Here is a 24,502-nt window from a genome sequence, read left to right on the forward strand (position 1 = left end):
AGGGGACAGGACGGAAATTTGTTCTCAGTGATCCTGTATATGTCAACCGCCTTGGGCGGACGAATTGGGAGCGGCAAATTCGGTTAGTTTGTGGTTACTGGGCCGCGCCGTGCTGATGTTTCGCCGCAGCGGGAGCGTCCTTTTTGGGCATGGGGGCCGCAGCAGGCTTGCCCACTTCCTTTTCAAGGCGCTGGGTCATTGTTTCGTGCATCTGACCGAGCTGCTTTCTGAGTTGCAGCAATTCGGTGGCAGTGGCGCGCACAGCCGCAATATCGGGGTTGGAGGCATTTTGCAGGGCGCGCAGCTCCTGTCTCTTGATAAACATCTGGTCCTTTACGGGTTCCATCTGTTTGACGAACTCGGCCACAATGGCGTCATACTTCTGCTGCTGTTCGGGGGTATACGCCCCACGTCCCATCATGCCGTGTCCCTGCATTCCGGGGCAGGGCATTTCACCCATGCAGCCGCCCATTTCCCGCATGCCTTCGGGCATGTCGCCTGCGGGGCCAGGCTGGCTGTATGCAGTTATGGCGCTACCCATCAGGGTTGCTGCAAGTATGGCTGCGATGGCGATGTTTTTGGATTTCATGGAAGGCTACCTCGTAGTCTTTTTTCTCGTATATGGTTTCGTTGTTCCTGCAACGTTTGCTTGCTATGTAGCAATGCGTGTGCCAATTAAATTTTAATTAATAAAATTAATATGTTAATGTCATATTTCCCGTTACCGTTGCGCCCCGGGGCAGAGAAGCGTATGTTTTTTATACATTCGGGCCTTGTCTCTGTATAAAATTTGTACATCTGCATAATTTTCTTACAGGGGCTGTCGGGCAAAACTGAATAAAAAACGCGCCCGCCTTGAGGGCGGACGCGTGTTGCTGCGAGCAGATTGTCGCGGTTATTTGCTGGCGGAAGTGGACAGACCGGGATATTCCATGCTGCACCCGCGCGTTTGCGGGCTGCCAAGCGGAACGCCTACCTCAGTACCCATGCGCTGGTCTGCTCGTTGCAGAAGGGCGCGCAGTTCATCTCGCAATTGCTGCAATTCATGCCCCAGACGGGGCAGCGTTTCCGGCGAGGTGGTCTGATTGTAGCTCAGGTGGGCAAGCTCGTTTTTTTTCAGCATGATGCTTTTGCGCAGTTCGTTCACCTTGGGGGAGTATTCGTCAATGACGGCCTGGGCTTTGGCCCGTTGCGCGGGCGAAAGCTGTTGCAGCCATGTCCGCATATCTGCGGCGTGGTTGGCTGCGGGGCTTCCCGGCGAAGGTGTATATTCCGCATAGTCGGTCTGATCCGCCGCCGTTGGCTGGGGGAGGCACAGACTGGCCAGAACACAAATGGAAAGAAGGGGTTTCATCATAAAAGACCTTCTGAAGAATAAACTCGTCCCGCCCTCATACCAATCACTGAGCGGGGTGGCAAGGTTCCCGGCTTTGTGGGCACTAGGAATGATTATTTTATTGCAAAAAGCGTGCAAATTTTTTTACTCGTGGTGCGCCTCTGGCGGTGCCGCGCGCAATACAGAGTGTGCCGTATGAACGTGGAAAACAGCACGGCTGAAAAAAACGGGCAGGAAGCTGCGCAACCGGGCGCAACAGCAAACCCCACAAGCCCCGCAAGCTCCACAGATAAGTCGCGGACAGCGCAGGCCGCTGCTGTTGGCGCGCATACGCCGCTCGGCCTGCTGCTGGGCGGGGCCGCCGTTGTGCTGGCCCTCATGGTGACGCTGCTGACCCTTATTTCCATTGACCGCAGCGAGGCAGCCATGGCCCGTCTGCTGGCGGAAAAGGGTTCATCGCTGATCATTGCCTTTGAGAGCATTCTGCGTTCGGGCATGCGCAGCGAGGCTGGCGTCCGCCTTCAGGTGCTGCTGGAAGAAATGGGTGAAAGCCCCGGCATTGTTTTCGTGGCCGTGACCATGCCTGACGGCACCATTGTGGCGCACAGCAACCCTGCCCGCCTTGGCGAAATTTTGCAGGTGGGATCGCACGAAGCCGATGAGGCAACCATGCGCGATCTTGCCCCCGACATGTTGCCCCACTGGGGCATCATGCGCATGGAGGGGCGGCGCGTGTTTGCCGTGTACAGGCAATTTTCGCCGGGTATACGCGATCTGCCAAGGGGTTTCCCGCTGCCGGTGATTTTTCTCGGTCTTGATCTTTCGCCCTTTGAAATAACGCGCAGCCAGAACCGGGACTACGTGGCCATGTTGGCCGCTGTGACCCTGCTGGTGGGGCTGGCCTGCCTGGTGGCCCTGTACTATGCCGAGCGGGCACGGGAGTCGCGTCAGCGTCAGCGCATGGCCGAGGGCAAGGTGCGCCGGCTTGAAGAAGAAGTGCGCCGCAAGGAAAAACTGGCCGCTGTGGGCAATCTGGCCGCAGGCGTTGCACACGAAATCCGCAATCCTCTCAGCTCCATCAAGGGGTACGCCACCTACTTCGGCCAGCGCTTTCCCGAAGGCAGCGAAGACCGCGAGGCCGCCAATGTTATGGTGCATGAGGTTGACCGACTCAATCGCGTAATTATGGATCTCATAGGGCTTTCGCGTCCCAGCGATGTGAGCCCGCACCCGGCGGATCTCAAGCTTGTGGTGGATCACGTGACGCGCCTCATCCATCAGGATGCGGACAAACGCAATGTCAAGATTGTCTGCCGTTCGCCCCGGCGGGTGCCGCTGGCCCTGGCCGACCCAGAACGCATGGGGCAGGCCCTGTTGAACCTCTGCCTCAATGCTCTGGACGCCATGCCCGAAGGCGGGCAGCTCACGCTTGCCATTGTGGAGCGCAAGGGGCGCGTGTGCCTTATGGTGCGCGATAATGGCACCGGCATTGAGGCCAGCCAGCTGCCGCATATTTTTGACCCCTACTATACCACCAAGGGGCAGGGCACGGGGCTGGGGCTTGCCATGGTGCACAAGATTGTGGAAGCACACGACGGCGAAATCAGCGTTACCTCGCGCCCCGCGCAAACTGCGCGCCGTGGGGAAACCACGTTCCGCATCTGGCTGCCCCGCGCGGCAGAAGGCGCAGTAGCGCAGGACAACCGCAAAAAATAACCTGCGCAGCTGCGGAGCGGCCCGGGATTCCAGGTTTTGCCAAGCATAAAGAGAGGATACGGTGAGCAACTGCATACTGGTTGTAGACGATGACGATGCCCACCGCGGCATGCTGCGCACCATGTTGCGTTCTTGGGGCTATGCTGTGGAAGAAGCCACGGACGGCGACGAGGCCGTTCCCCTGGTGCGCGAAAAATCCTTTGACGCCGTGCTGACTGACGTGCGCATGGCGCGCATGGACGGCATCCACGCGCTCAAGAATATTCTTGAATATAATCCCGCTCTGCCCGTGGTGCTCATGACGGCCTACTCCTCAGTGGAAACAGCCGTGGAGGCCCTGCGCCTCGGCGCATACGACTATCTGGTCAAGCCGCTGGATTTTGAGGCTCTCAGGCATACGCTTGAAAAAGCCATCGAGCATTCGCGCCTCAGCGTGGAAAACCGCGAGCTGCGCCGTCAGCTCAGCGATGCCGCCTCACGCCCCGGCATCCTTGGCCGCAGCGCCTCCATACGCGCCATGCAGGAAATTATCGCCACTGTTGCTCCAACCGAGGCCACAGTGCTTATTTCCGGTGAATCCGGCACCGGTAAGGAACTGGTGGCCCGCGCCCTGCACTGCGCCAGCGCCAGAGCGGACAAACCGCTTGTAACGGTAAACTGCGCGGCTCTGGCCGAAAACCTGCTGGAATCCGAGCTGTTCGGGCACGAAAAGGGCTCGTTCACCGGCGCGGATCGCCGCCGCGAGGGGCGCTTTGCCCAAGCCAACGGCGGCACGCTTTTTCTGGACGAAATCGGCGAGATGCCCCTTACCCTTCAGTCAAAGCTGTTGCGCGCCTTGCAGCAGGGCGAGGTGCAACGCGTGGGGGCCGATGCCGCAATAACTGTGGATGTGCGCATACTGGCGGCCACCAACCGCGACCTGCGCGAAGAAGTGGCCCAAAAGCGTTTTCGCGAGGATCTCTACTTTCGCCTCAACGTCATCTGTATTGAAGTGCCGCCCCTGCGCGACCGCGCCGAGGATATCCCCGTGCTCGCCGCGCATTTTCTGGAACGTTTCGCCAGCCGCAACCGCAAAAGCGTACGCGGATTTTCGCCGCAGGCGCTGGCCTGCATGCTGCGCTATGGCTGGCCCGGCAATGTGCGCGAACTGGAAAACGCCGTGGAACGCGCCGTGATACTCTGCAACGGCGACCTTATCACCGAACGCGAACTGCCCTCTGTGGTCACTGGCCCTGCCCTGCCCGACGAGCGCCAGCCCGAGGTGGACGCCTCCCTGGCAGGCCTGCCCCTTGATGCCGTGGAACGCCGCGCCATCGAGGAAACCCTGCGCCAGACAGGCGACAACAAGAGCGAGGCGGCCCGGCAGTTGGGAATTACGAGGGCTACCCTGCATAACAAGCTCCGCAAGTACGGCCTGGAGTGATCGGGTTCTTTTGCGCGCTGGCTGCGTCAGTAGCACTTTTTTGTTCCGGTCGAGTGCCATTAGAGTACACTCCCTTCACAAAAAAGTGCTTCTTCCTTGCCAGCGCACAAAATTCCTCCGATCACTAGACGAATGTGGGTTCTGAATTCTTTTGCGCGTGGGCAAGGAAGAAGTGTATGACACCCCTCCGAGCATCAGTTGCGGATGGCGGGCGGGCTTTGCACCCTGGCGGCGTGCCCCTCTGTGATCGTCTTTGTGGATTGGCCTGAAAAATCAGTGGAAATGGCGAGTTGCACTGACGAATGCCGCGCGGTAAGGCATTGGAGAGAGGTTTTCAATGAGAACAGCAGAAGTCGGCATTGCCTTGTATCATGGTACTGATGGGACAAGGCGGCTACTGAAAGTTATTGCAGTTCTGCTTGTTATTGCATGTGCGGAAACATATATCTATTGGAAGTTTTCAGCGCCAACGAGCAAAAGTGCGGGCGAGTCTGTGGCCTTGTCGCCAGAAGCGGCTCGCGAGTATGTTTTAAAAACGGAAAAATTGATTATTATTGATGTGCGCAGTCAAAAAGAATTTTCAGATGGGCATATTCCAAACGCCGTTAACATGCCGCTATATGCTTTTCAGCATTTGGTAAAAAATATTCCGCAGGATTCTGCTGTGCTGTTGCACTGCCAGTATGGCTACAGGGCGCTCCAGGCATACAAGCTGTTCAGGCGGTTACGGCCAGACATTACGAATGTCCGTTACGCAGCGGGACAGGTGCATTTTTCATTTTTGCAGCACGAAGGTCAGTCAGGTCAGTAAGGGCAAGCCCGCCTGTCACCACGGCAGTACGCCGCAGGGATAATGCCGGCGGCCTGCTCCTGCCGCCCGATGGCCTGAGGGCTAAAAACTCTCAAGGCCCGTTTCTGCTTCTTTTTCCATATGTTCTTCATTGAAAAAGAGTACCAGCAGAGCGTTTCTGTTTCGTGTTTCCGTCTTGCGCAGTATTTGCCGGATGTGGGTTTTAAGCGTGTTTTCAGAAATATGCAGCCGATCGCAAATGGCAGACGTATCGCACCCCTCCAGAATCAGACACAAAACATCCCGCTCTCGCAAAGAAATACCGTATTTCAGGGCAAAATCAGCTATGCTGTCTGCCCGGCAGCGCTCGTTTTTGTGTGACTCCTGCGGGGTGAAGGCTTTGTGCTCTGTTTTGTCTTCGCTGTCCGCAGTGGGTGTTTTTGATACCCCGGTAAGCGTGAGGGCGTACTGGATGCGGGAGCTCACATAGCTGAAGGCCGTAGTGAGAAAAAGGCACCAGAATGCAACCGGCACTGTACCAGGAAAGTGCTCCACAAAACGGTATACGCACAAGAAAGCCATAAGCATTACGAGGTAAGGAATGGCAGAAATCAGGCCGCGCCGGGGAGAGTGCCTGCCGATCTGAGCGAAAACTAGCAGAAAGTACAATTGCGCAATACCACGGCACGCAAGGTCAATCACATAAATGATCCAGTAGATGACTGTTCCCTCTGTGATGACCACAAGAGTTGGGGATAAAATTACCCCGCCAATGCAGATGAGCAACAGGCGCATATCTGTTCCGTACTTGTCAATCAGCACGCCAACAAGGGGATAGGCCAGCCACGTATACAGGTGTACCTGAGCGGGGATGGGAAAAGCCTGACTGTGAATCCTGTAAAAGGTAATGTCCACAAAGGCATTTAACAGAAAAAATATAAAGGCGATGGCAGTCAGATATCTGAGTGAAATTACTGTCAGCCTGTCTGACTTGCGTACAATTTCCAATCCTTCTGTTGTCGGTTGCGCTTTGAACAGGCAAATTGCCGCCATGCAGCCGCTCACGAACTGAAGGCACAGCATGAGCCATTGCAGTGATTCATCTGAAAGGGGAAAGATGTATAAAAAAAGCCAGAAAAAATCCCCAATAGCAAAGGCAATGCCCAGATGAAAGCCGGGTGATGAACTGCGCGCAAAAAAATTTTTGAGCAACGGAGGCAGAACCGTCCCGCCCCAGAAGCAGGCTCCATAGGAGTATATGGCATTGTTCTGGAATATGCCGCCCGTCCACAGCAGCGCGCCCATCAGGGTCAAGGCCACTGCGCACGGAGCGCCAAACCGTTTGGGAAGCCATGTGGAAAAAAGCAGTCCGCCCAGAATTATGCCGCCGCAAAATCCGGCAACAGCGTTTTGCAGGGAAAAAGATACAATGCCAAGTCCCCGGCCTTCCAGAAAAACTACAAATTGGGCTGCCAGCAGGCTGGCAATGCCCATGCCGGAAATGACTGGCAATCCCTTTTTGCCTGATTCCATTGGTTCTCCGAAATGTCAGCGTGGCTTGTCATAAGATAGTCAGTTGCAATTGCACTACCCCTTAAAAGAACACCACATTTATTGTGGGTCAACAGCAAATTTGTATATGTAGAGTTCGATGCTGGCCGCATTATTTCATCCTGCGTTCGCGGAGGTTGCCCGAAAAGTTTTTCAGCGCGAGGCCCCAGTAACCTCCGGCGAAGTGCGGCAGCAGAACCATAGGGATTGACAGGAAAACAGCGAAGAGGAAGGTACCCGAACAAGCGTTCTGGTACCATCCTCTTCAAGCCAAGCAACATCTATAGCCCGCTCAAGCTGATAGGCTTTTGTCACCGGCTGTGCATGCCTGCGGATCAGCTAAACCTGCAAGAATTACTGGAATGCTGGCACGTATGTGGCATCACATTTATTCAAGTTCTGCAGATCCATCGCCGCGCAGGGTAATTTTCTTTACGCCGCTCAGGTCGAGGTTTTGCCAGTTCACCTGACCGCCGTCGCTGTCAACGGCTATAAGTTCCCAGCCCTTGGGGCTGCCGGTGATGTTGATCTTCAGGCCTTCGCCACTGGCAAGCGTGTCGCTGCCCAAAAGATCCTGAGCATTGCCGCCTGCGTTGGAGTCAACAAGGCCAAGTCGCTGGATGGTGAATCCTGTGCCGTTGGCGACAACGATTTCCTGTGCAAGGGCTGCTCCGGCGCTGAAACCAAAGAGCATCAGCGCTGCGGCAAAAGAAAGGATAAAGCGTTTCATGTAAATATCTCCATGTGATCCAGGGTGTGATGGGATGCCGTGTACTGGAGTCGGCAGGTTTTATTCCGGTACGGCTTCGATGGCGTCCATAATGGTTTTGGCAGGATTTTTCGCGCAGTAGGTGCCCAGATGGGTACCCAGCTTTTCCATCCACTGATCGCTGATGGAGGTATTGCCGCTTTTGCCGCTCATGTAACCGTCAATCCACATCACCATCATGCTTATGTTCTGCTTGTCAGCCAGAAAGTCTTTGCAGGTGATTTTTGCCACATCCTGTTCTGCTGCATGTGCTGCAAAGGGGGCAGCGCCCAGCATAAAAACAGTCAATGCAGCCAACATATACTTTTTCATTACTTCCTCCGTCTCCGATTGATATTTAACCATGCCCAAGTATCCGAAGATATCCGTGTGGTGCTGGGGAATGTCAGCGCCTGAACGCAAAGCCTATTCCAGTGCAGGCCGCCGCGAACTCCTGATGGCCTCAACAACCCGATCAGGCCTACACTTTGGGCAGAGTTCTGCACATCACCTTAATGTTCGATTTTGCCGGTTGCTGCTCACCCCTGGGGGTGAGTAATGGCGTGATGAATAAAAATTTGATTAAATTTAATATAGTTAATGCGTTCTAGTTGTAGAGTGAATAATGCAATAATCTGTGTCTTGCGCTTACGCCTCTGCCCGGCAGATCTTTTTGCCGGGCAGCTTATTCGGTCGACGGAGTGGCTGAAAGGGCGTATCATCCGTAAGGGTGACAAAATTTTTTGCACAAAGGCCTCTTCGGGTGATACCGTTTTGCGTCCAATTGGAGGAAAAAGCTGCTGGAATTCTGCGGCAATGCCGCACGCATTGAAAATCTAGTTATGGAGAACAGTCGATGAAAGATTCCAGTACTCACGTCAGTGGCATGATCTGGGCGGGCTATGTTCTGCTGCTTCTTTTTTCTTTTTCACTCTATTGGAGTCTGTTGTTGTGGGCTGGCCTTGGCGCATTGGCCCTTGGCTATTATCAGCGCCGACAGGCGCGCAAGGGTGCCATACAGGCAGAATACGCCCATGCCCAATGGCAGGTGAATACCGTCTGGCTGGCCTTGGTGCTTGCTCTTGTGGGGATTGGCGGCATTGTCGGGGTAGCCGGCTGGATGGGAAATGATCCCGTAGTAATGGCAAAGCTTGATGAACTCTCCACCGGGGATCAGCCTCCACTGGAAATGCTGCGCCAGTTCTGGGCGATCCCGGGCAGCAAGGCTCTGGTTGGCTTTATGTGCGGCTCCACACTGCTGTACCTTGTCTGGACTCTCAAGCGCACGCTGCAGGGGATTTTGTCCATTGGGAAGGGGACTGTGCCTGCCACACTTGGCCCTTTGCACTGGGCGGCGCTAGTGTTGGCCGTACTGATTCAGGTGGGCATTCCGCTGGTGCTTTTGTAAGCGGTAATGCGTATGCGCGGCACCGTGGTTTGCCTTGCTGTTATTTATTGTTTTCTGGGGACGGCTGGCCCTGCGGCTTGTTTGTGCGCGGCCTCGGTTCCTGCCAGGGGCAGTGCCTTGCTCGCAGCCATGGATCCAATGCGAAAAGCCCTTGGCTGGAGAACGGAGCAAACCGTCCACTCTCCAGAATGCTCCGCCAAATCGTGCAACAGCCTGGAGCAGGTCTATGAGCATGCGCAGCGCGGTGATGCCGAGTCCCAGCTCTGGCTTGCCCGGCAGTATGAGAGTGGCTCGTGCGGCCTGTGCAAGGATGACCCTCTGGCTGTGGTCTGGTTTAAAAAAGCGGCGGAAGCAGGCCGGGCAGAAGCGCAGTTTGCGCTGGGGATACGTTGTTTTTTGGGGCTTGGCGTTCCGCAGAATCTTGAACAGGCGGCGTCCCTGTTGCACAAGGCCGCGCAACAGGGGCATGCCGAAGCTCAATACAGACTTGCAGGCTGTCTTGAGGATGGCTTGGGGGTAAGCGCAGACAAGGCCGCAGCCGTGTATTGGTACAGTATGTCTGCCGCACTTGGTTACCCCCAGGCGCAAAACATGCTCGGCATTCTTTGCAGTAAGGGCGTAGGCGTGCCCCGTGATGCGCATGCCGCCGCCAGCTGGTTTATGCGGGCGGCGGCACAGGGGTATGCAACCGCCCAGTATAACCTTGCGCGCAGCTACGAGACCGGGGATGGCCTGGACAAGAACAGGGAAAAAGCCCTTTACTGGTATGGCAAGGCCGCCAGACAGGGTGATGCTGACGCGCAGGCCCGTCTTGATGCCTTTTGACTGCCTCGGAAGATTTTTTCTGGCGCTGTGACCTTGTAACTTGATTTTCAGTACAATATTTATGCCGAAAAACAGTATCCGTTACCTCCGCTGCGCAGTCTGTATTTTGCCAATGCTGCTGCTCTTTACCTGCCCCGATGGAGCCCGTGCGGAAGAAACGTGGGCTGTGTACTGGTATCTTTGCGGCAGCAACCTTGAGTCAGAAGACGGCGCGGCCTCTGCCGATCTGGCAGAGCTGCTCAAGGCTCGCCTGCCGGATAATGTGAAGGTGGTCATTCAGACCGGGGGGGCCAGCAAATGGCACAGGCCCGACATCAGCCCCAAAAACATCAGCCGCTACCTTTACCACAAAGGAAAACTTGAGCTGGTGGCAAAGCTGCCGCAGGCAAGCATGGGGGATGAAAAAACGCTGACCTCCTTTCTTGCCTTTTGCAAAGAAAATTACAGCGCGGATCATCAGGTTTTCATTTTTTGGGATCACGGCGGCGGCAGCATCGGCGGCGTAGCCAATGACGAGAATTATGCATTTGACGCCCTGTCCCTCAGGGAAATCAATAATTCCTTCAAGCAGGTACATACGGCCTCAGTTGACCGCCCGCCATTTGAAATCATCGGCTTTGACGCCTGCCTGATGGCTACGCTGGACACAGCCAGCGCTGTAAGCGGTTTTGGCCGATACATGGTGGCATCGCAAGAGGTGGAGCCAGCCAACGGCTGGCAGTACACAGAATGGGTGAACGCTCTTGGGACAAACACATCCATAGGCCCGGAAGCGTTGGGCAAGGCTATCTGTGATACCTATCTTGAGGGCTGCAAGGAAGCGCAAACAGCGGGAAACGCCACGCTTTCGCTCATTGATCTTGCCAGGATCCCGTTCGTTAATCTTGCTTACAACGCGCTCGGCCTTGAAGCTGTTTCCCTCGCCATGGATGACGACAGCTTTTACGCCGCCTACGGCAGGCAGGCCAAGGCCTCTGAAAACTATGTGAACTCGCGTTCGGAAGGTTACACCAATATGGTGGACCTTGGTTCTCTTGTGCGGCGGCTGAAAACGGCCTTGCCCGAATTTGCTCCGTATTTTCTGGATGCTCTGGGCGAAGCGGTGGTCTATACGGTTCATGGCCCCTACCGGTCGCCCTCCGGGCTGTCCTGCTACTATCCGTTTGACGGCGGCAAGGCTGGTTTTTCCAGCATGATGCGGGCGGGCAACATCACCACCTTTCTGGTCCTGAGCGGGCTTCAGTTGGGTTTTCTGGATACGGACAGCGCCGTAAAACACCTTGAACGCATCTCTGCTGATATCTCTGCCGCCCTTGAACGGGAAGAAAACATCCCTGAAGGAACATCTGCTCCTGCTGCACCAACGCCTCTGCCCGCGCCCCAGACGCAGGGGAGCGCACAATCCTTGTGGGCGCCCTTGCAATCGGGCTTGTCAGCCATCCTTGGCGGGCAGCGTGCTGATGGTCAATCCCCAGGCAGCGTTGCGGCTTTGCTGGGGCAGGCGGCCAGCGCCGTGGTGGCATCGGTGGCTCCCCTGAAGCCGCTGGATATCACCGCGCTTGAGGATTTTGAGGTAACAGTCGGCGATGGCGGCGAGGCGCTGCTCAATCTTGGCACAGAGCGTGTCAAATTTCTGGATAGCGTGCAGTTTTACCTTGCCTACTACAGCATCGAAGACAACCTGATCATGCTGCTGGGCAAGGATGCAGATATGGAAGCTGACTGGACCGCAGGTGTGTTCAAGGATAATTTTCAGGGAAGGTGGGCAGCTCTGGACGACCACCTGGTGTTCCTTGAGATCACGCATCAGGATGACGGGGTAAACCACTATGTTGTGCCTATCAAACTGAACGGAGTGCGCTGCAACCTTATTGTCGTCTATGATTTTGCGGAAAAGGAATACAAAATCCTTGGCGCGCGCCGTGTGCAAGAAGGCGAAATGACCGACAAGGCGCTTATCAGGCTTAAGGCTGGCGACAAGGTGACCACAATTCTTCTCGCCATGCAGATGGATGACGAAGATGGAGAGTTTCAGGAGGTGGAGGTAGATACCTTTACCCTTGGCAAAAAAGTTGTTTTTGCAGATACGGACATGGGCGATGGGCAGTTCATGTTCATGTTTGAAATGACAGATGTGCAGAACAATGCCGCCACATCGCAAATCGTCACCATTGAAGTAAAGGATGGTGTAGCCGTTTACAGCAACTGACATGGTCAGCGGCAGTATTGCGATCTTTCCATGCTGATACGTTTGCCTCAGCGCCAAGCTGCAATGGGGTTCTTAAGGGAGCGGGCTTGAGCCGCCGGATGCCTTTTTTATCCGTCCCACCATCTACGCCGCGCATCCTTGCCACAGGCCGCCGGGATCGGTATTGAACAGGCATGAGTGAATCCAAGAGCAACAACGGCGATTTCCCGGCTATGGACGTGAGCGCGGATCGGCTTGACCGGATTGTGGATTTTTTTAACGAAGTCGGCATGCTGCGGCATACGCCCCGCACGGGTTACGCCTTTTTGGGCACCGGGCAGGAGAACGTGGCCGAACATTCCTACCGGGTGAGCGTCATGGGCTACGTGCTGGCCCGCATGTGCGATATGGATCCAGCGCGTGTGACGTATCTTTGCCTGTTCCATGATTTGCACGAGGCGCGCACGGGCGATCTGAACTACGTGAACCACCGCTATGCGCAGTGTCAGGCCCGCAAGGCGCTGGAAGACTGCGTGGACGGAACAGGGCTTGAGGGAGACGTGCTGCCCCTTTGGGACGAGCTGGAGGAAGAAGCCAGCCGTGAGGCCATTCTGGCGCACGATGCCGACCAGCTTGATCTTATCTGCAATCTCAAGGCCGAGCTGGACAAGGGCAATGCCTTTGCCGCCCAGTGGCTGGAAAGTGCGGTCAAACGTCTGCGCAGCCCTGCGGCGCAGCAGGTGGCTGAGGCAGTGCTGCGCGCGGATCACAACCGCTGGTGGTATGGACAGGTTGAGCGGGAATGGTGGGTGCGGCGCGGTCGTTAAAAACAGATTTTCAAAAGTATGAAAGGCCCGAAACCGGGCGGCGCATTGCCGCGTCACCCGGTCTCGGGCCTTTTTTGATACGCGCTGAGGAGCAGAGATGCCTTTTAACTGGCGGTCTGCCTTTTCTCCGCACTGCATCCGGCAGTTAAAAAGCTAGTTGGCGACCACCGTCCCAAGCGGGGCATCGTCAAGCAGGTAGCGGCGCAGGCTTGAAGGCGAACGCCCGTCAAGAATGAGCGCACGCTGGCAGCCAGCATCCAGAGCGTTGAGGCAGGCTTCCACCTTGGGGATCATGCCCCCGGTGATGACGCCGGTCTCGCGCAGCTTCTGGATTTCCTTGCGGTTGAGGCTGGGAATGAGCCTGCCGTCAGCATCCAGCACGCCGGGCACATCAGAGATCAGCACAAAATATTCCGCGCCGATGGCCCCTGCCAGCGCGCCTGCGGCGGTGTCGGCATTGATGTTCAGGGCTTCGCCGTCCGGGCCGGAGGCCACAGGGGCCACCACGGGCACAAAGCCGCCTTCCAGCAGGCAGCGGGGCAGGGCGGGATCGACCGCTTCCACCGTGCCCACCAGGCCGAGCGCGGGATTTTTCACCCTTGCGCGCAGCAGGCCGCCGTCGCGGCCTGAAATGCCCGCAGCGCGTACTCCCTGACGTGCAAATTCGTTGACCACGGCCTTGTTCACCTGCCCGCAGAGCACCATCTCTGCAGCTTCCATGGTGGCGGCATCGGTAACGCGCAGGCCATCCACAAAGTGGCTCTCAATATTCAGGCGCTTGAGCAGGGCAGAAATCTGCGGGCCGCCGCCGTGCACCACCACAAAGCCCATGCCCTGTTCGGAAAGCTGGGCAAGGTCGGTGGCAAAGGCAGAGCTGAGATCGGGCTTGTCCATGGCGTGACCGCCGTATTTGATAACGACTGTAGCGTTTTTCATCTGTTTGATCCTTTGGCCGTCTGGCCGGAAAGGCTGCTCCGCCACATGCGCGCTCAGGCGCAGGCGCGGGCCTTTCATCTGTTTTGCGTACTTAGTTAACAGTTGGAAGCACTAGCACCCTGTGCGCCGCCCCGCAAGAGTCCTGTGTGACAGGCGTGTGGCGATGCGTATATTTTTTGATTTTTTTCGTGCGCAAATTACGCTCTACTCCGGGCAGAGCAACCCTCCCCGGCATTGTCTTGGGTCAGCAAAATGGCTATGGATAGTACAATGGAAAACGGGGGAATTATGACCGTAAAAAGCGCTGCAAAAGACGCATCCCGCAACGAGGATTGGAACAGCGAAGCCTTGGCTGCGGCCAATGTGGGGCTGTGGGTCATTGATATCGACAGAAACACCGGTCATATATCCATGCTTGCCAATCCGGTGACCCTGCGCCTGCTCGGCGCAAGCGAAGAAATGACCCCTGCAGAATGCTTCAACTTTTGGGTGGACAGGGTTGATGCCCGTTCCCGTCCCCATCTTTGGGCCATCCATGACGAATTTATTGCAGACGCAGCCATGCACGAGGTGCGCTACCAGTATAACCACCCCACGTGGGGTCTGGTGCCTGTGCGCTGCGGCGGGCGGCGCATCAGCGCCGATCATGATGATGTGGTGCGGATTGTCGGTTATCATCAGGATATGACGGAGCTGCACGAGGCGCACCAAAGCCTGCGCGAGGGGCTTGTGCGGCTTTCGCTGGCCTGCCGTTTGGGCTGGCTTGGTGTTTTTGAGATGGCGCGCCTTGAAAATTCCGGTCTGGACATCACTGGCAATGATGTTTTTTATGAGCAGTTTGGCATCAATACGGCCTCGAATGCGGCTGACAGACTTGAGCTCATGGGTTCGCGCATTGTGAGCGAGGATCAGCCCAAGTGGCGCAAACTCTGCGACCCCGCAGGGTGGACGGCTGGCGGGCAGGAGCATCTGGATTTGCGGGTGGCCCACCCGCGCAAGGGTTTGCGTTGGTATGCCCTGGCCTATGAGATTGTGAGCGGGCCGGGAGTGCTGCGCATTGCCGGTTATGTCAGCGATGTGACCGAGGCGCGTCAGCACGAGCGCATTCTGCGCGATGCCAAGGAGGCCGCCGAAGCAGCCAATGCCGCCAAAAGCATTTTTCTGGCCAACATGAGCCACGAGATACGCACCCCCATGAACGGCATCATGGGCATGGCGCATCTGGTGCTCAACACCCCCCTGAATCCCCAGCAGCGCGATTATGTGGAAAAAATCCATGCAACCTGCGAATCGCTGCTGGATATCATCAACGATTTGCTGGATTTTTCAAAAATTGAGGCCAACCATCTGGAGCTGGAAAATCTGCCCTTTGAGCCGCGCAAGGAACTTGAGTCGGTCATGTCCTTGCTGCGGCCCAAGGTCGGGCACAAGCTCAAGGATTTCATCCTTGAGAGCCGCATGGATACTCGCGTGCCGGAAGTGCTTTCCGGCGATGCCCTGCGCCTGCGCCAGATTCTGCTGAATCTGGGCGGCAACGCTTTAAAATTTTCCGAGCGCGGCACGGTGCGCCTGGCCGTGGAGCTGCTGGAGCAAAGTGACGGCAAGGCGCGGCTGGCCTTTATTGTGAGCGATGAAGGCATTGGCATGTCGCCCGATGAACTGGCCCGCGCATTTACGCCCTTTTCGCAGGCGGATACGTCCATCACCCGCAGATTTGGCGGCACGGGGCTTGGCCTCTCTTTATGCCGCCGCCTGATTGCCCTCATGGGCGGGAGTATTTCCGTGCAGAGCGAGCCGGGGCAGGGGAGCGTTTTTCGTGTGGAACTGCCCTTTGCCGTTTGCAGCCAGGATTGCGCGCAGGAGCAGGCAGAAGAAAGCAGCGGGGAGGAAGCCGCAGCGCTTCAGGGCCTGCGGGTACTTTTGGCCGAAGACGGCGATATTAACCGCGAAATCATGGAAGTTCTACTGGAAGACATGGGCATAACCTGTATTTCTGCCGTCAACGGGCAGGAGGCCGTGGACATCTGGAATCAGCGGAGCGCGGAGGTTGATATTATCCTCATGGATGTGCAGATGCCGGTTATGGACGGCTATTCCGCCACGCGCAACATACGGGCCAGCAATCGGCCAGGGGCCAAAACTGTGCCCATTATTGCCATGACGGCCTATGCCATGCGGGGCGATGCGGAACGCAGCATGCAGGAAGGTATGGATGCGCACCTGACCAAGCCCGTTAACCTTGCCGATCTGCGGCGCACCCTCAAACTTTTCAGCCGCAACCCGGCAGAGTAGAAATGCCTGATGCTCTGCGGACGGCAGCAGGCTTGCAGTGCGCGGCAAAGCCGCCTTCACCTGCGCAGCGGCCCTTGACACTCAGCCGCCCATGCGCGACCTTCCCCCCAACGCCAGTTTCAAGGAAAGCAACATGACTCAAGTGGTAACCCGATTTGCACCCAGCCCGACAGGGCATCTGCACATAGGCGGCGCACGCACCGCCATTTTTTGCTGGCTTCTGGCCCGTCACTCCGGCGGACGTTTTCATCTGCGCATTGAAGACACTGACTTGCTGCGCTCCAAGCAGGAATATACCGATTCCATTCTGGCCTCCATGCGCTGGCTTGGGCTGGACTGGGACGGCGAACTGACCTACCAGACCCAGCGGGCCGATGTGTATAACCGCTATGTGGACAAGCTGCTGGAAACAGGCCACGCCTACTGGTGCTCCTGCACGCCGGAAGAAGTGGAAGCCATGCGCGAAGAAGCACGCCAGAACGGCCTCAAACCGCGCTATAACGGGCGCTGCCGCGAACGGAATCTCGGCCCCGGCGAGGGGCACTGTGTGCGCCTCAAGGCGCCTGTGGCGGGAAAGGTGGTTTTTGACGACCTGGTGAAGGGCAAGATAGCCGTGGATGTCACCGAACTGGACGACATGGTTATCCGGCGCGCTGACGGCATGCCCACCTACAATATGGCCGTGGTGGTGGACGACTACGAAATGGGCATCACCCATGTTGTTCGCGGCGACGATCACGTTTCCAACACGCCGCGCCAGATTCTTATTTATGAAGCTCTGGGGCTGCCCGTGCCGCGTTTTGGGCATGTGCCCATGATCCTTGGCCCGGACCGGCAAAAGCTCTCCAAGCGCCACGGCGCGCGGGCTGTCATTGAGTACCAGCAGGACGGCCTCTTGCCTCAGGCTCTGGTGAACTACCTGGTGCGGCTTGGCTGGTCGCACGGCAATCAGGAGCTGTTCACCAAGGAAGAGCTGATCGAATATTTTGACGGCACCAACCTGAACCCTGCCGCAGCGGCCTTTGATCCGGCCAAGCTGGAATGGTGCAATGCCCATTTTATGCGTGAGCTGCCCTTGCCAGAACTGGCGGCGCTGGTTGCGCCCTTTGTGGAAGAGGCCGGGCTTGGCACACTGCCGCAGGAAAAGCTTGAGCCCTTGTGCGCCATGTTCCGCGAGCGGGCCAACAACCTCAAGGCGCTGGGCGAGGCCTTTCGCCCGCTGGTGGTGCCTGCCGCAGAACTCAGCTATGTGGAAAAGGACACGGCCAAGCATTTTACCGATGCGGGCAAGGCGCACTTGCAGGCCCTCTCGGCTGTTTTTGCCGCGTGTGAGCCTTTTACAGCTGAGGCTCTCGAGGCCGCGCTCAATGCCTATGTTGCCGACAACGGGCTGAAGTTCAAGGAAGTGGCCCCGCCCCTGCGCACGGCTCTCATGGGCTTTATGGGCGGCTCGCACCTCAATGAAATCATGGCCTTTCTGGGCAAGCAGGAAACCCTTGCCCGACTGCAACGGGCTATGGGCTAACAGGCGTTTTATAGTCAAAACTTCGCGCACCGGGCAGTTTTGCCACGAGTGCCTGGGACGATTTGAACGGCGAGGGTATCCGGTTTGTTACTGCCGGATACCCTCGTCCAGCAGAATGGGGCATGTCCCCCCCCAGGCTGGGCCTTCCGAAGTGCCCCATGCACTGCGCGTCTGAAGCTGGTTGTCTGAAGCGGCGCTTTTTCTGAAAAGCAAACTTGTGGACCAGCGCTGGTATCGAGATTGCATGAAAGAGTAGGCGGAAAAGAGTGCCTTTGCGGCCTTGCGTCTTTTCAGGGGGAATAATGCCGGATCTACAGGGCGAGGATGTCGCGGGCGCGCCATGCCCGATCCATAGCAGCAGACCGCTGGTGTCTTTTTTTGCGGCAGGCCGCAATGTGCAGGAGTACGTGGAACAGGCCATGCGCTCCATGCTTGAGCAGACGGTTGACGATTTTGAACTGCTCATGCTGGATGACGGCTCCACCGACAAAACCTACGATGTCATGATGGGCGTGCAGGACCCGCGCGTGCAGGTATTGCGCAATACGGAGGGGCAGGGCATCGCGCGCAGTCTCAACCGGCTTATGTCCCAGTGCCGGGGACGGTACTGGGCGCACATGGACGCGGACGACATCTGCGCTCCACAGCGCCTGGAAAAGCAGCTTCAGATCATGCAGGCAAACCCCGATATTGGTATCTGTGGGTGTCATTTTGTGGCCTTTCTGCCATCTGGTGAGGGCGGGCTTTTCAGGCTGCCGCTTGATTCAGAAAACATCAAGGCCAACTTGCTCTTCAAAGCGCCGATGGCGCATCCTTTTGTGACCTTTGACGGGGATCTTTTTTCCCGCCTCGGCATACAGTATTCTGAAAAAATGGTCTGCGCTCTGGATTACGAGCTTTACCTCAGGATATTTCTGCGTCATCCGCAGATGGCTTTTGCCAATGTGGATGATGTGCTCGGGTTTTATCGCAGGCATGACGCACAGATTTCCACGGCCCGCAGCACAGAGCAGGCGCAATATGCCTTCAGGGCGCAGATGCAGGTATTCCAGGCGCTGGGTGTTGCGCCTGGCAACCGCCTGATGATGCATCACCGCCATCTGTATGGCGGCGTCCCAGTTGAAACCGCTGAAGATATGTCTGGGCTTGTGGATTGGGCTGTCACCCTGCGCATGGCCAACGCAACCAGAAAACTTTTTTCGTCTGATCTGTTCAATGCCCTGTTGCGTGATCGGCTGGAGGCCGCCATGCAGCGCAGTCCTCATCTGGCACAGCCCCACATGTGGCGGCTGCAAAAGTGGAATTGTCAGCAATGACGGGGCTGCTCCGATGGACCTCACGGGCCAGAACAAGTCATGGCGTCTGCCGCAACCGTGCGCAATGAGGTAATAGATGGATACCACTCTTCCTCCCCAGGAAGGCCTGCAGCCCCAGATGAGCGAAGCCGAAGTGGCCCTCATGGACAAATATACGCCGGATGGCTGCATTCTCGAATTCGGGGCTGGCGGAAGCTCGGCCTTTTTTGCAGAAAAAGGCATACGGCAGCTGATCAGCGTTGAATCTGATCGAGAGTGGATAAACCGCATGCTGCTGGGCAACAGCACTCTGCGGGAATGGGCCAAGGCGCGGCGCTGGTGCCCCTTTCATGTGGAGATAGGGGCTACGGGCGAATGGGGGTTTCCTCTGTCGCATGAGCCTGACGTGGCGTGGCTTAACTACCATCAGGTCATATGGGACGCCGTTGACGCCTCAGGTCTGGATTTTGTGCTTGTGGACGGAAGGTTCCGGGTTGCCTGCGCCTTGCAGCTGCTGCTGCGCACCGGGGAGAAAACTCCGCTGATCATGGTGCACGATTTTACGCCCCGCGAGTATTATCATGTGCTGCTTGAATATTTTGACGTGGTTGAGCAGGCCGATACCGCCGTCATTCTGGTGCGCAAGACGCCAGTATCATTTGCAGACGTGGCTCTATGCGTGCAGCGGCATCAGTTTGACAACCGGTAGGCCTGTGCAGAACCGCATGCGGACCGGCTCTGATTGAGGAAGGTGATCTGTCGGTATGGCAGGGCTGATAGCTTTTTTGACTGCATCCATGCTTATCCCTGCAACTCACGGTGATTGCGCATAAAGGAGCCGCAATGTCTTTTTCGATCGATGTAGCCGCTATCCAGCGTATGGCGCTTGTGAAGGTGGACGGTGGCCTGGGCAGTCAAATGTGGCAATACGCCCTTTCGTTGGCTGTGGGGAAGCACAGTTCCTTTACGGTAAAACACGATTTGTCCTGGTTTCGCCATTACGGCAAAGATATACGCGGGGTCGAAAACAGGCTTTTTATCCTTAACCGCGTTTTTGCCAATATCAATCTGCGCTTTCCTTCTGAAAATGAACGTCTGTTCTTTCATATAGCTCTCAATCGCTATCCCGACAGTATTTGCAATTTTGATCCTGATATCCTTGCCTTAAAACAGCCCACGTACCTCGGCGGCTATTATGTCAATGCGCAGTATGTAACCAGCGCGGAAAAAGAAATCCGCGAGGCCTATGTGTTTACGCCAGCGGTGCAAGAGAGCAATCAGGCCATGCTGCAAACCATACATGCCGCACCAATGCCGGTAGCCGTGCACGTACGACGCGGCGATTACATCGGCTCGATGCATGAGGTGCTCACCGTGCGGTATTTTGAACGCGCCTTCAAAATTCTGGCAGCGGCGTTGCAGCCAAAGCCAACTTTTTTTGTTTTTTCCAACGGCATGGAGTGGACAAAAAAAGCCTTCGCCGATCTTCCCTACGATTTTGTTTATGTGGATGCCAACGACAACGACAATGTCGCCGGGGATCTCTTTTTGATGACGCAGTGTAAACACTTCATCATCTCAAACTCTTCGCTGAGCTGGTGGGGAGCCTGGCTTTCGCAGCGGGCGGAGAATAAAACCGTCATCATGCCCAGCAAGTGGCGTGGCGGCAAAAGCCCCATCCCGGGAGAATGCATGCGAGTGGAAGGCTGGCATATGTGCCCGGTAGAATAACGGGCGCGCACCCTGCTTTCGCATGTTTTTTTGCGGCAACAATCAGAGATACTGGGGGATGTGTGAAAAGTGAAGAAATGGCGCTGAAAGAAAGGTTTCTTCTGCGGTTTCTGGAAGTGGCGGAGCAGCTGCAAGATGGCGGGCGTTTCCTCTGTCGCAAGGAAGATCTGCACCCCTGCCTGAATGACGCGCAGGGCACGACCCCCTTTGACGCTCATTATATCTACCATACGGCATGGGCGGCACGCGTCCTTGCTCGCACGCGGCCTGCAAGCCATATAGACATTTCTTCGAGCCTCTATTTTGTGTCTATTGCGTCGGCCTTTGTGCCCATCACGTTTTACGACTATCGCCCTGCCCCACTTACCCTTGGCAACCTGCGCTGCAAGCGGGCCGACCTTACCAGCCTCCCCTTTGCTGACGAAAGTGTGGATTCCCTGTCGTGCATGCACGTTGTGGAGCATATTGGCCTTGAGCGCTACGGCGATCCTTTTTCCCCGCAGGGGGATATTACAGCCATGCGCGAACTGATGCGTGTTCTTGGCAAGGGGGGGCGTCTGCTCTTTGCTGTTCCCATCGGCGGGGTGGCAAAAATTCACTACAACGCCCACCGTATCTACACATATAGCTCGGTGTTAGAGGCCTTTGGTCCCCTGTGTCTTGAGGAATTCGCGCTTGTCACCGACAGGGGAGAATTCATTGCGCATGCCTCAGAAGCGGAAGCGCAGCAACAGAAGTACGGCTGCGGGTGCTTTCTTTTCAGAAAAAAGAACTAGCCTGCATGCCGCCGGAACTGATGGGGGGCTGGCTGCGTCACTGGGGCCTTCTGCACTGACAATTTTTGGGATAGGGGCGACAGGAGAAGCAGGGGGACTTGCTTCGATTTTTGTCTGAGGCTTACTGGTACAGGGGACTCATGGACCGCAGCAGGTTGATGAACAGGCCGTCCAGCCCCTGCACAAAGGATGCGATGCGGTCAGACATGATGACCATGAGCAGCCCCAGAAAGAAAAACCCCACCATCACCTTGATGGGGAAGCCAAATTCCATAATGGGTATCTGCGGCGAGGTGCGGGCCATGAGGCCCAGCGACACTTCAACCATGAACAGGGCCACCATGACCGGGGCTGCGATCTGCAAGGCCAGCACAAACATCTGCGAGGCCAGGTGCAGAACCTGGCGCAGCACCACTGGCCCGAGAAACAGCCCTCCCGGCGGCACAAGGTCAAATGAGGCCGCAAATCCCTTGATCATATACAAATGCCCGTCAAGGCTCAGAAAAACGAGCAGGGACACCATCCACAGAAAAAATGCCGTGACGCCCGTCTGGTTGCCGGTGAGCGGATCGGCAAAGTTGATCATGGTAAAGCCCATCTGAAAGCCCAGCAGCTCACCGCCCGCCTGAATGCCCATAAACAGAAAATTGACGGCCATGCCAAGTACCAGACCCAGCACCATTTCTCCCAGCATCATGAGCGCCACGTCAAAGGGATGCGCAGGCAGTGCGGTGGCTGGGAGCGTGAGGTGCGGCCATACGCCCAGGCAAAAGACGATGGTTATGGCCGCCTTGACCTGCGTAGGGATGTTGTTGGTGGAAAAAATGGGCAGCATGAACATGACTATGCTGACGCGCATCATGGTGAGCAGCAGGCTGAGCACGCTGGCCGGATCGTAGTTATAAACATCCATGCTGATCAATTTGCAAAAAAGTTGCCAAATATTTCGTCACGCTGCTGACGCCCGGAGGGCAAGAGTGCGGAATGATTGGGGCGGTCAGCCTGGAATGGCTGCTATGTAATGCCTGCACTGAAAGGCTCCCGGTATGGTTTGCTTGAAGCGTTCTGTCCTGCGTACTACTGTGACGCATCTCCTATCAATGCTGCAAGGGGACATTATGGCTATTCCCACATCGCGCACGCAAAGCGCGGCCACAGTCTGCATAGAAACAGCACTCTGCACTGGCTGCGGCCAGTGCGTTGCCGTGTGCAAGGATTTTGGCCTGCGGCTTGAAGGCGGCAAGGCCAGTCGTGCCCCCCAACCTCTTTTTGGCTGCGTGGGTTGCGGTCATTGCATGGCTGTATGCCCAGCCGGGGCCATAACCGTGCAGGGCCGGGCGCTTGGGCCGGAAAATATGTTTGCCTTGCCGCCCAGGGGCAGCACCGCGAGTTTTGCTGCGTATTACGCCCTGCTGCGGCGGCGCAGAAGTGCGCGCGAATTCATGCCCGCCGAGGTGGAGCCGGAGCTGGTTGAACGCATCCTTGACGCAGCCCGTACTGCGCCCATGGGCGTACCACCCTCAGACGTCAATGTGCTTGTGCTGGACAGCCGGGAGAAAAACCGCGCCTTCGCCAGTGATTTTTGCGCACACCTCAAAACTCTTGGCTGGCTCACTGCCCCCTGGTTTCTCGCGTTCATGCGCCCATTCTGGGGCAAGGCCAATGACGGGCTGTTCCGCAATTTTGTGAAGCCTGCGCTGGCGGCGTTCACGTCTTCAATGGATGCGGGAAAAAATATTGTTACCTATGATGCGCCTCTGGCAATATATTTTTACGGTTCGCCCTGGGCAGACCCAGCTGATCCGCTGGTGGCCGCATCCCTTGCCATGCTGGCGGGCGAGGCTTTGGGCCTTGGCACCTGCATGATAGGTTCCATACATCCTTTGTTGCAGTGGGGCGGCAGCGCTGCGCGTTTTCGCAAACGGCATGGCATCCGCTGCAAAAGCCGCGAGGGCGTGGTCGTGCTGTTTGGATATCCGAGCATCCACTATAACAAGGGTATTGAGCGGAGTTTTGCCTCGGTGCACAGGGCATAGACATCATTTATATAAAAAGCGCCGCAGGATATGTTCCTGCGGCGCTGGCAAATTTGAGCGTGAGCTGGTTGGAGCAAGGTTGCTCCGGCCTTTTATTTGTTCAGTTTTTCTGAAATAACTTCGCGTATGATCTTGTTCAGGCCAGGGAGGTCCGGCTTGGAAACCTGCCTGTCTGCCCCCACCTTGACGCCTTTTTCATACAGCGCATCGGTGATGAGCGAAGAGAACAGGATGATGGGCAGAGTGCTGAGGCCGGGGGTTTCACGAATTTTTGCCGTGAGCATGTGTCCGTCCATTTCCGGCATTTCAATGTCGGAAATAACCAGATGCACCACATCCGTGAGTTCCTTGCCCTTGGCCTGAGCTTCCTCACGGGTGCGCATCAAAAAATCCCAAGCGGCGCGCCCGCTGCCCACAGCCGTGACCTGAAAACCCGATTTTTCCAGCGATGACTGCATGACGTTACGCAGAGAGCTTGAATCGTCAGCCACCAGCAGGTGGAACTGTCCGGCGCCTTCAACGGGGGAGGTGTCCACCTCAACCTGCGACATGTCCAGCGTGCTGTCGAGGCTGGCGAGAATTTTTTCCATGTCCAGAATAAAAAGCACGCGATCCTGAATACGCAGAACGCCCGTGATGCTTTCGCGCGAGTATGTCTGCACGTACTGGTTCGGCGGTTCAATGCGATCCCAGGTCATGCGGTGGATGCTGGTGACGGAAGAGACCATAAACGCCGCCTGCACGCCGCTGAATTCGGTGACAATGACCTTGGTGTTTTCTTCCGTGGCCATTTCTTTGCCCAGCCATGCGGCAAGGTTCAATATGGGCAGCACCCTGCCGCGCAAATTGAACGTGCCAAGCACCGAAGGGTCGCACTTGCTGGGCACACTGGTGATATTGGGCAGTCGGATGATTTCAAGCACCTTGGCAACGTTGATGCCGTAATGCCCGCTGTAAACCTTGCCGTCCGGCTGCTTTTCATCAATGATAAATTCAATAATTTCGAGTTCGTTATTGCTAACGTTCAGCAAGCTGTTTTGCGACATGGCTTTCCATCCTGTGCTGCGGAAGGCGTGGCTTTCCACCGATATCGTGTGCT

At 56.5% G+C, this 24,502-nt stretch carries 23 protein-coding genes; 14 read left to right on the forward strand and 9 right to left on the reverse strand.

The window, feature by feature from the left end; translation table 11 throughout:
* Positions 1-94 precede the first annotated feature (94 nt).
* Together JMF94_RS02150 and JMF94_RS02155 are read right to left on the reverse strand one after the other, a co-directional pair.
* The gene (locus JMF94_RS02150) at positions 95-589 is read right to left on the reverse strand and encodes a periplasmic heavy metal sensor (RefSeq protein WP_240823554.1); all 495 of its coding nucleotides are present in this window, start codon (positions 587-589) and stop codon (positions 95-97) included.
* Between the two features lie 306 nt (positions 590-895).
* Positions 896-1,357, reverse strand: a complete 462-nt coding sequence (locus tag JMF94_RS02155; RefSeq protein WP_240823555.1) for a periplasmic heavy metal sensor — start codon at positions 1,355-1,357, stop codon at positions 896-898.
* A 174-nt stretch (positions 1,358-1,531) separates the two neighbouring features.
* Here JMF94_RS02155 and zraS point away from each other — a divergent pair, with 174 nt between their 5' ends.
* From zraS to JMF94_RS02170, 3 genes are all read left to right on the forward strand, one after another.
* On the forward strand, positions 1,532-3,052 hold the full coding sequence (gene zraS, locus JMF94_RS02160) for a two-component system sensor histidine kinase ZraS (RefSeq protein ID WP_240823556.1): 1,521 nt from the start codon (positions 1,532-1,534) through the stop codon (positions 3,050-3,052).
* A 61-nt stretch (positions 3,053-3,113) separates the two neighbouring features.
* The gene (locus JMF94_RS02165; RefSeq protein WP_240823557.1) at positions 3,114-4,475 is read left to right on the forward strand and encodes a sigma-54 dependent transcriptional regulator; all 1,362 of its coding nucleotides are present in this window, start codon (positions 3,114-3,116) and stop codon (positions 4,473-4,475) included.
* 337 nt (positions 4,476-4,812) lie between these two features.
* Positions 4,813-5,286, forward strand: a complete 474-nt coding sequence (locus JMF94_RS02170; RefSeq protein ID WP_240823558.1) for a rhodanese-like domain-containing protein — start codon at positions 4,813-4,815, stop codon at positions 5,284-5,286.
* 81 nt (positions 5,287-5,367) lie between these two features.
* Here JMF94_RS02170 and JMF94_RS02175 read toward each other — a convergent pair whose 3' ends face one another.
* The 3 genes from JMF94_RS02175 to JMF94_RS02185 all read right to left on the reverse strand — a co-directional run bounded on the left by JMF94_RS02175 (position 5,368) and on the right by JMF94_RS02185 (position 7,897).
* A complete protein-coding gene (locus JMF94_RS02175) occupies positions 5,368-6,798 on the reverse strand; it encodes a helix-turn-helix transcriptional regulator (RefSeq protein ID WP_240823559.1) in 1,431 nt (476 codons plus the stop codon).
* 406 nt (positions 6,799-7,204) lie between these two features.
* Positions 7,205-7,546 (reverse strand): hypothetical protein, encoded by a 342-nt coding sequence (locus JMF94_RS02180; RefSeq protein ID WP_240823560.1) that lies wholly within the window; start codon positions 7,544-7,546, stop codon positions 7,205-7,207.
* A 60-nt stretch (positions 7,547-7,606) separates the two neighbouring features.
* Positions 7,607-7,897: an HdeA/HdeB family chaperone gene (locus JMF94_RS02185; protein ID WP_022657584.1), complete on the reverse strand. Its 291-nt coding sequence runs from the start codon at positions 7,895-7,897 to the stop codon at positions 7,607-7,609.
* Positions 7,898-8,420: 523 nt separating this feature from the next.
* On the opposite strand from JMF94_RS02185, the gene JMF94_RS02190 reads away from it, so the two are divergent.
* From JMF94_RS02190 to JMF94_RS02205, 4 genes are all read left to right on the forward strand, one after another.
* Entirely contained in the window at positions 8,421-8,972 is a 552-nt protein-coding gene (locus tag JMF94_RS02190) for a hypothetical protein (protein WP_240823561.1), read from the forward strand.
* A 129-nt stretch (positions 8,973-9,101) separates the two neighbouring features.
* Positions 9,102-9,797, forward strand: a complete 696-nt coding sequence (locus JMF94_RS02195) for a sel1 repeat family protein (protein ID WP_240823562.1) — start codon at positions 9,102-9,104, stop codon at positions 9,795-9,797.
* Positions 9,798-9,858: 61 nt separating this feature from the next.
* Entirely contained in the window at positions 9,859-12,006 is a 2,148-nt protein-coding gene (locus JMF94_RS02200; protein WP_240823563.1) for a clostripain-related cysteine peptidase, read from the forward strand.
* Between the two features lie 173 nt (positions 12,007-12,179).
* The gene (locus JMF94_RS02205; protein WP_240823564.1) at positions 12,180-12,812 is read left to right on the forward strand and encodes an HD domain-containing protein; all 633 of its coding nucleotides are present in this window, start codon (positions 12,180-12,182) and stop codon (positions 12,810-12,812) included.
* A 153-nt stretch (positions 12,813-12,965) separates the two neighbouring features.
* On the opposite strand, the gene argB is transcribed toward JMF94_RS02205, so the two are convergent.
* Entirely contained in the window at positions 12,966-13,748 is a 783-nt protein-coding gene (gene argB / locus JMF94_RS02210) for an acetylglutamate kinase (RefSeq protein ID WP_240823565.1), read from the reverse strand.
* Between the two features lie 288 nt (positions 13,749-14,036).
* Here argB and JMF94_RS02215 point away from each other — a divergent pair, with 288 nt between their 5' ends.
* Complete coding sequence (locus JMF94_RS02215) at positions 14,037-16,040, forward strand: ATP-binding protein (protein WP_240823566.1); 2,004 nt, start codon at positions 14,037-14,039, stop codon at positions 16,038-16,040.
* A gap of 133 nt (positions 16,041-16,173) precedes the next feature.
* Positions 16,174-17,565, forward strand: coding sequence for a glutamate--tRNA ligase (gene gltX / locus JMF94_RS02220; RefSeq protein ID WP_240823677.1), 1,392 nt, complete (start codon positions 16,174-16,176; stop codon positions 17,563-17,565).
* An 87-nt stretch (positions 17,566-17,652) separates the two neighbouring features.
* On the opposite strand, the gene JMF94_RS02225 is transcribed toward gltX, so the two are convergent.
* A complete protein-coding gene (locus JMF94_RS02225; protein ID WP_240823567.1) occupies positions 17,653-17,811 on the reverse strand; it encodes a hypothetical protein in 159 nt (52 codons plus the stop codon).
* Positions 17,812-17,867: 56 nt separating this feature from the next.
* Here JMF94_RS02225 and JMF94_RS02230 point away from each other — a divergent pair, with 56 nt between their 5' ends.
* The 4 genes from JMF94_RS02230 (at position 17,868) to JMF94_RS02245 (ending at position 21,367) form a co-directional block, all read left to right on the forward strand.
* Positions 17,868-18,881: a glycosyltransferase family 2 protein gene (locus tag JMF94_RS02230; protein ID WP_240823568.1), complete on the forward strand. Its 1,014-nt coding sequence runs from the start codon at positions 17,868-17,870 to the stop codon at positions 18,879-18,881.
* 76 nt (positions 18,882-18,957) lie between these two features.
* Positions 18,958-19,569, forward strand: coding sequence for a hypothetical protein (locus JMF94_RS02235; protein ID WP_240823569.1), 612 nt, complete (start codon positions 18,958-18,960; stop codon positions 19,567-19,569).
* Positions 19,570-19,679: 110 nt separating this feature from the next.
* Positions 19,680-20,591 (forward strand): alpha-1,2-fucosyltransferase, encoded by a 912-nt coding sequence (locus JMF94_RS02240; protein ID WP_240823570.1) that lies wholly within the window; start codon positions 19,680-19,682, stop codon positions 20,589-20,591.
* A 62-nt stretch (positions 20,592-20,653) separates the two neighbouring features.
* Positions 20,654-21,367, forward strand: coding sequence for a DUF268 domain-containing protein (locus JMF94_RS02245; RefSeq protein ID WP_240823571.1), 714 nt, complete (start codon positions 20,654-20,656; stop codon positions 21,365-21,367).
* Between the two features lie 121 nt (positions 21,368-21,488).
* Here JMF94_RS02245 and fliR read toward each other — a convergent pair whose 3' ends face one another.
* Positions 21,489-22,280 (reverse strand): flagellar biosynthetic protein FliR, encoded by a 792-nt coding sequence (gene fliR, locus JMF94_RS02250; protein ID WP_240823572.1) that lies wholly within the window; start codon positions 22,278-22,280, stop codon positions 21,489-21,491.
* A 205-nt stretch (positions 22,281-22,485) separates the two neighbouring features.
* On the opposite strand from fliR, the gene JMF94_RS02255 reads away from it, so the two are divergent.
* Positions 22,486-23,403, forward strand: coding sequence for a nitroreductase family protein (locus JMF94_RS02255; protein WP_240823573.1), 918 nt, complete (start codon positions 22,486-22,488; stop codon positions 23,401-23,403).
* 92 nt (positions 23,404-23,495) lie between these two features.
* Here the strand turns inward: JMF94_RS02255 and JMF94_RS02260 are convergent, their stop codons facing one another.
* Positions 23,496-24,449: a chemotaxis protein gene (locus JMF94_RS02260; RefSeq protein ID WP_240823574.1), complete on the reverse strand. Its 954-nt coding sequence runs from the start codon at positions 24,447-24,449 to the stop codon at positions 23,496-23,498.
* Between the last annotated feature and the right edge of the window lie 53 nt (positions 24,450-24,502).

It is taken from the genome of Desulfovibrio sp. UIB00 (assembly GCF_022508225.1).
GTDB lineage: Bacteria > Desulfobacterota > Desulfovibrionia > Desulfovibrionales > Desulfovibrionaceae > Desulfovibrio.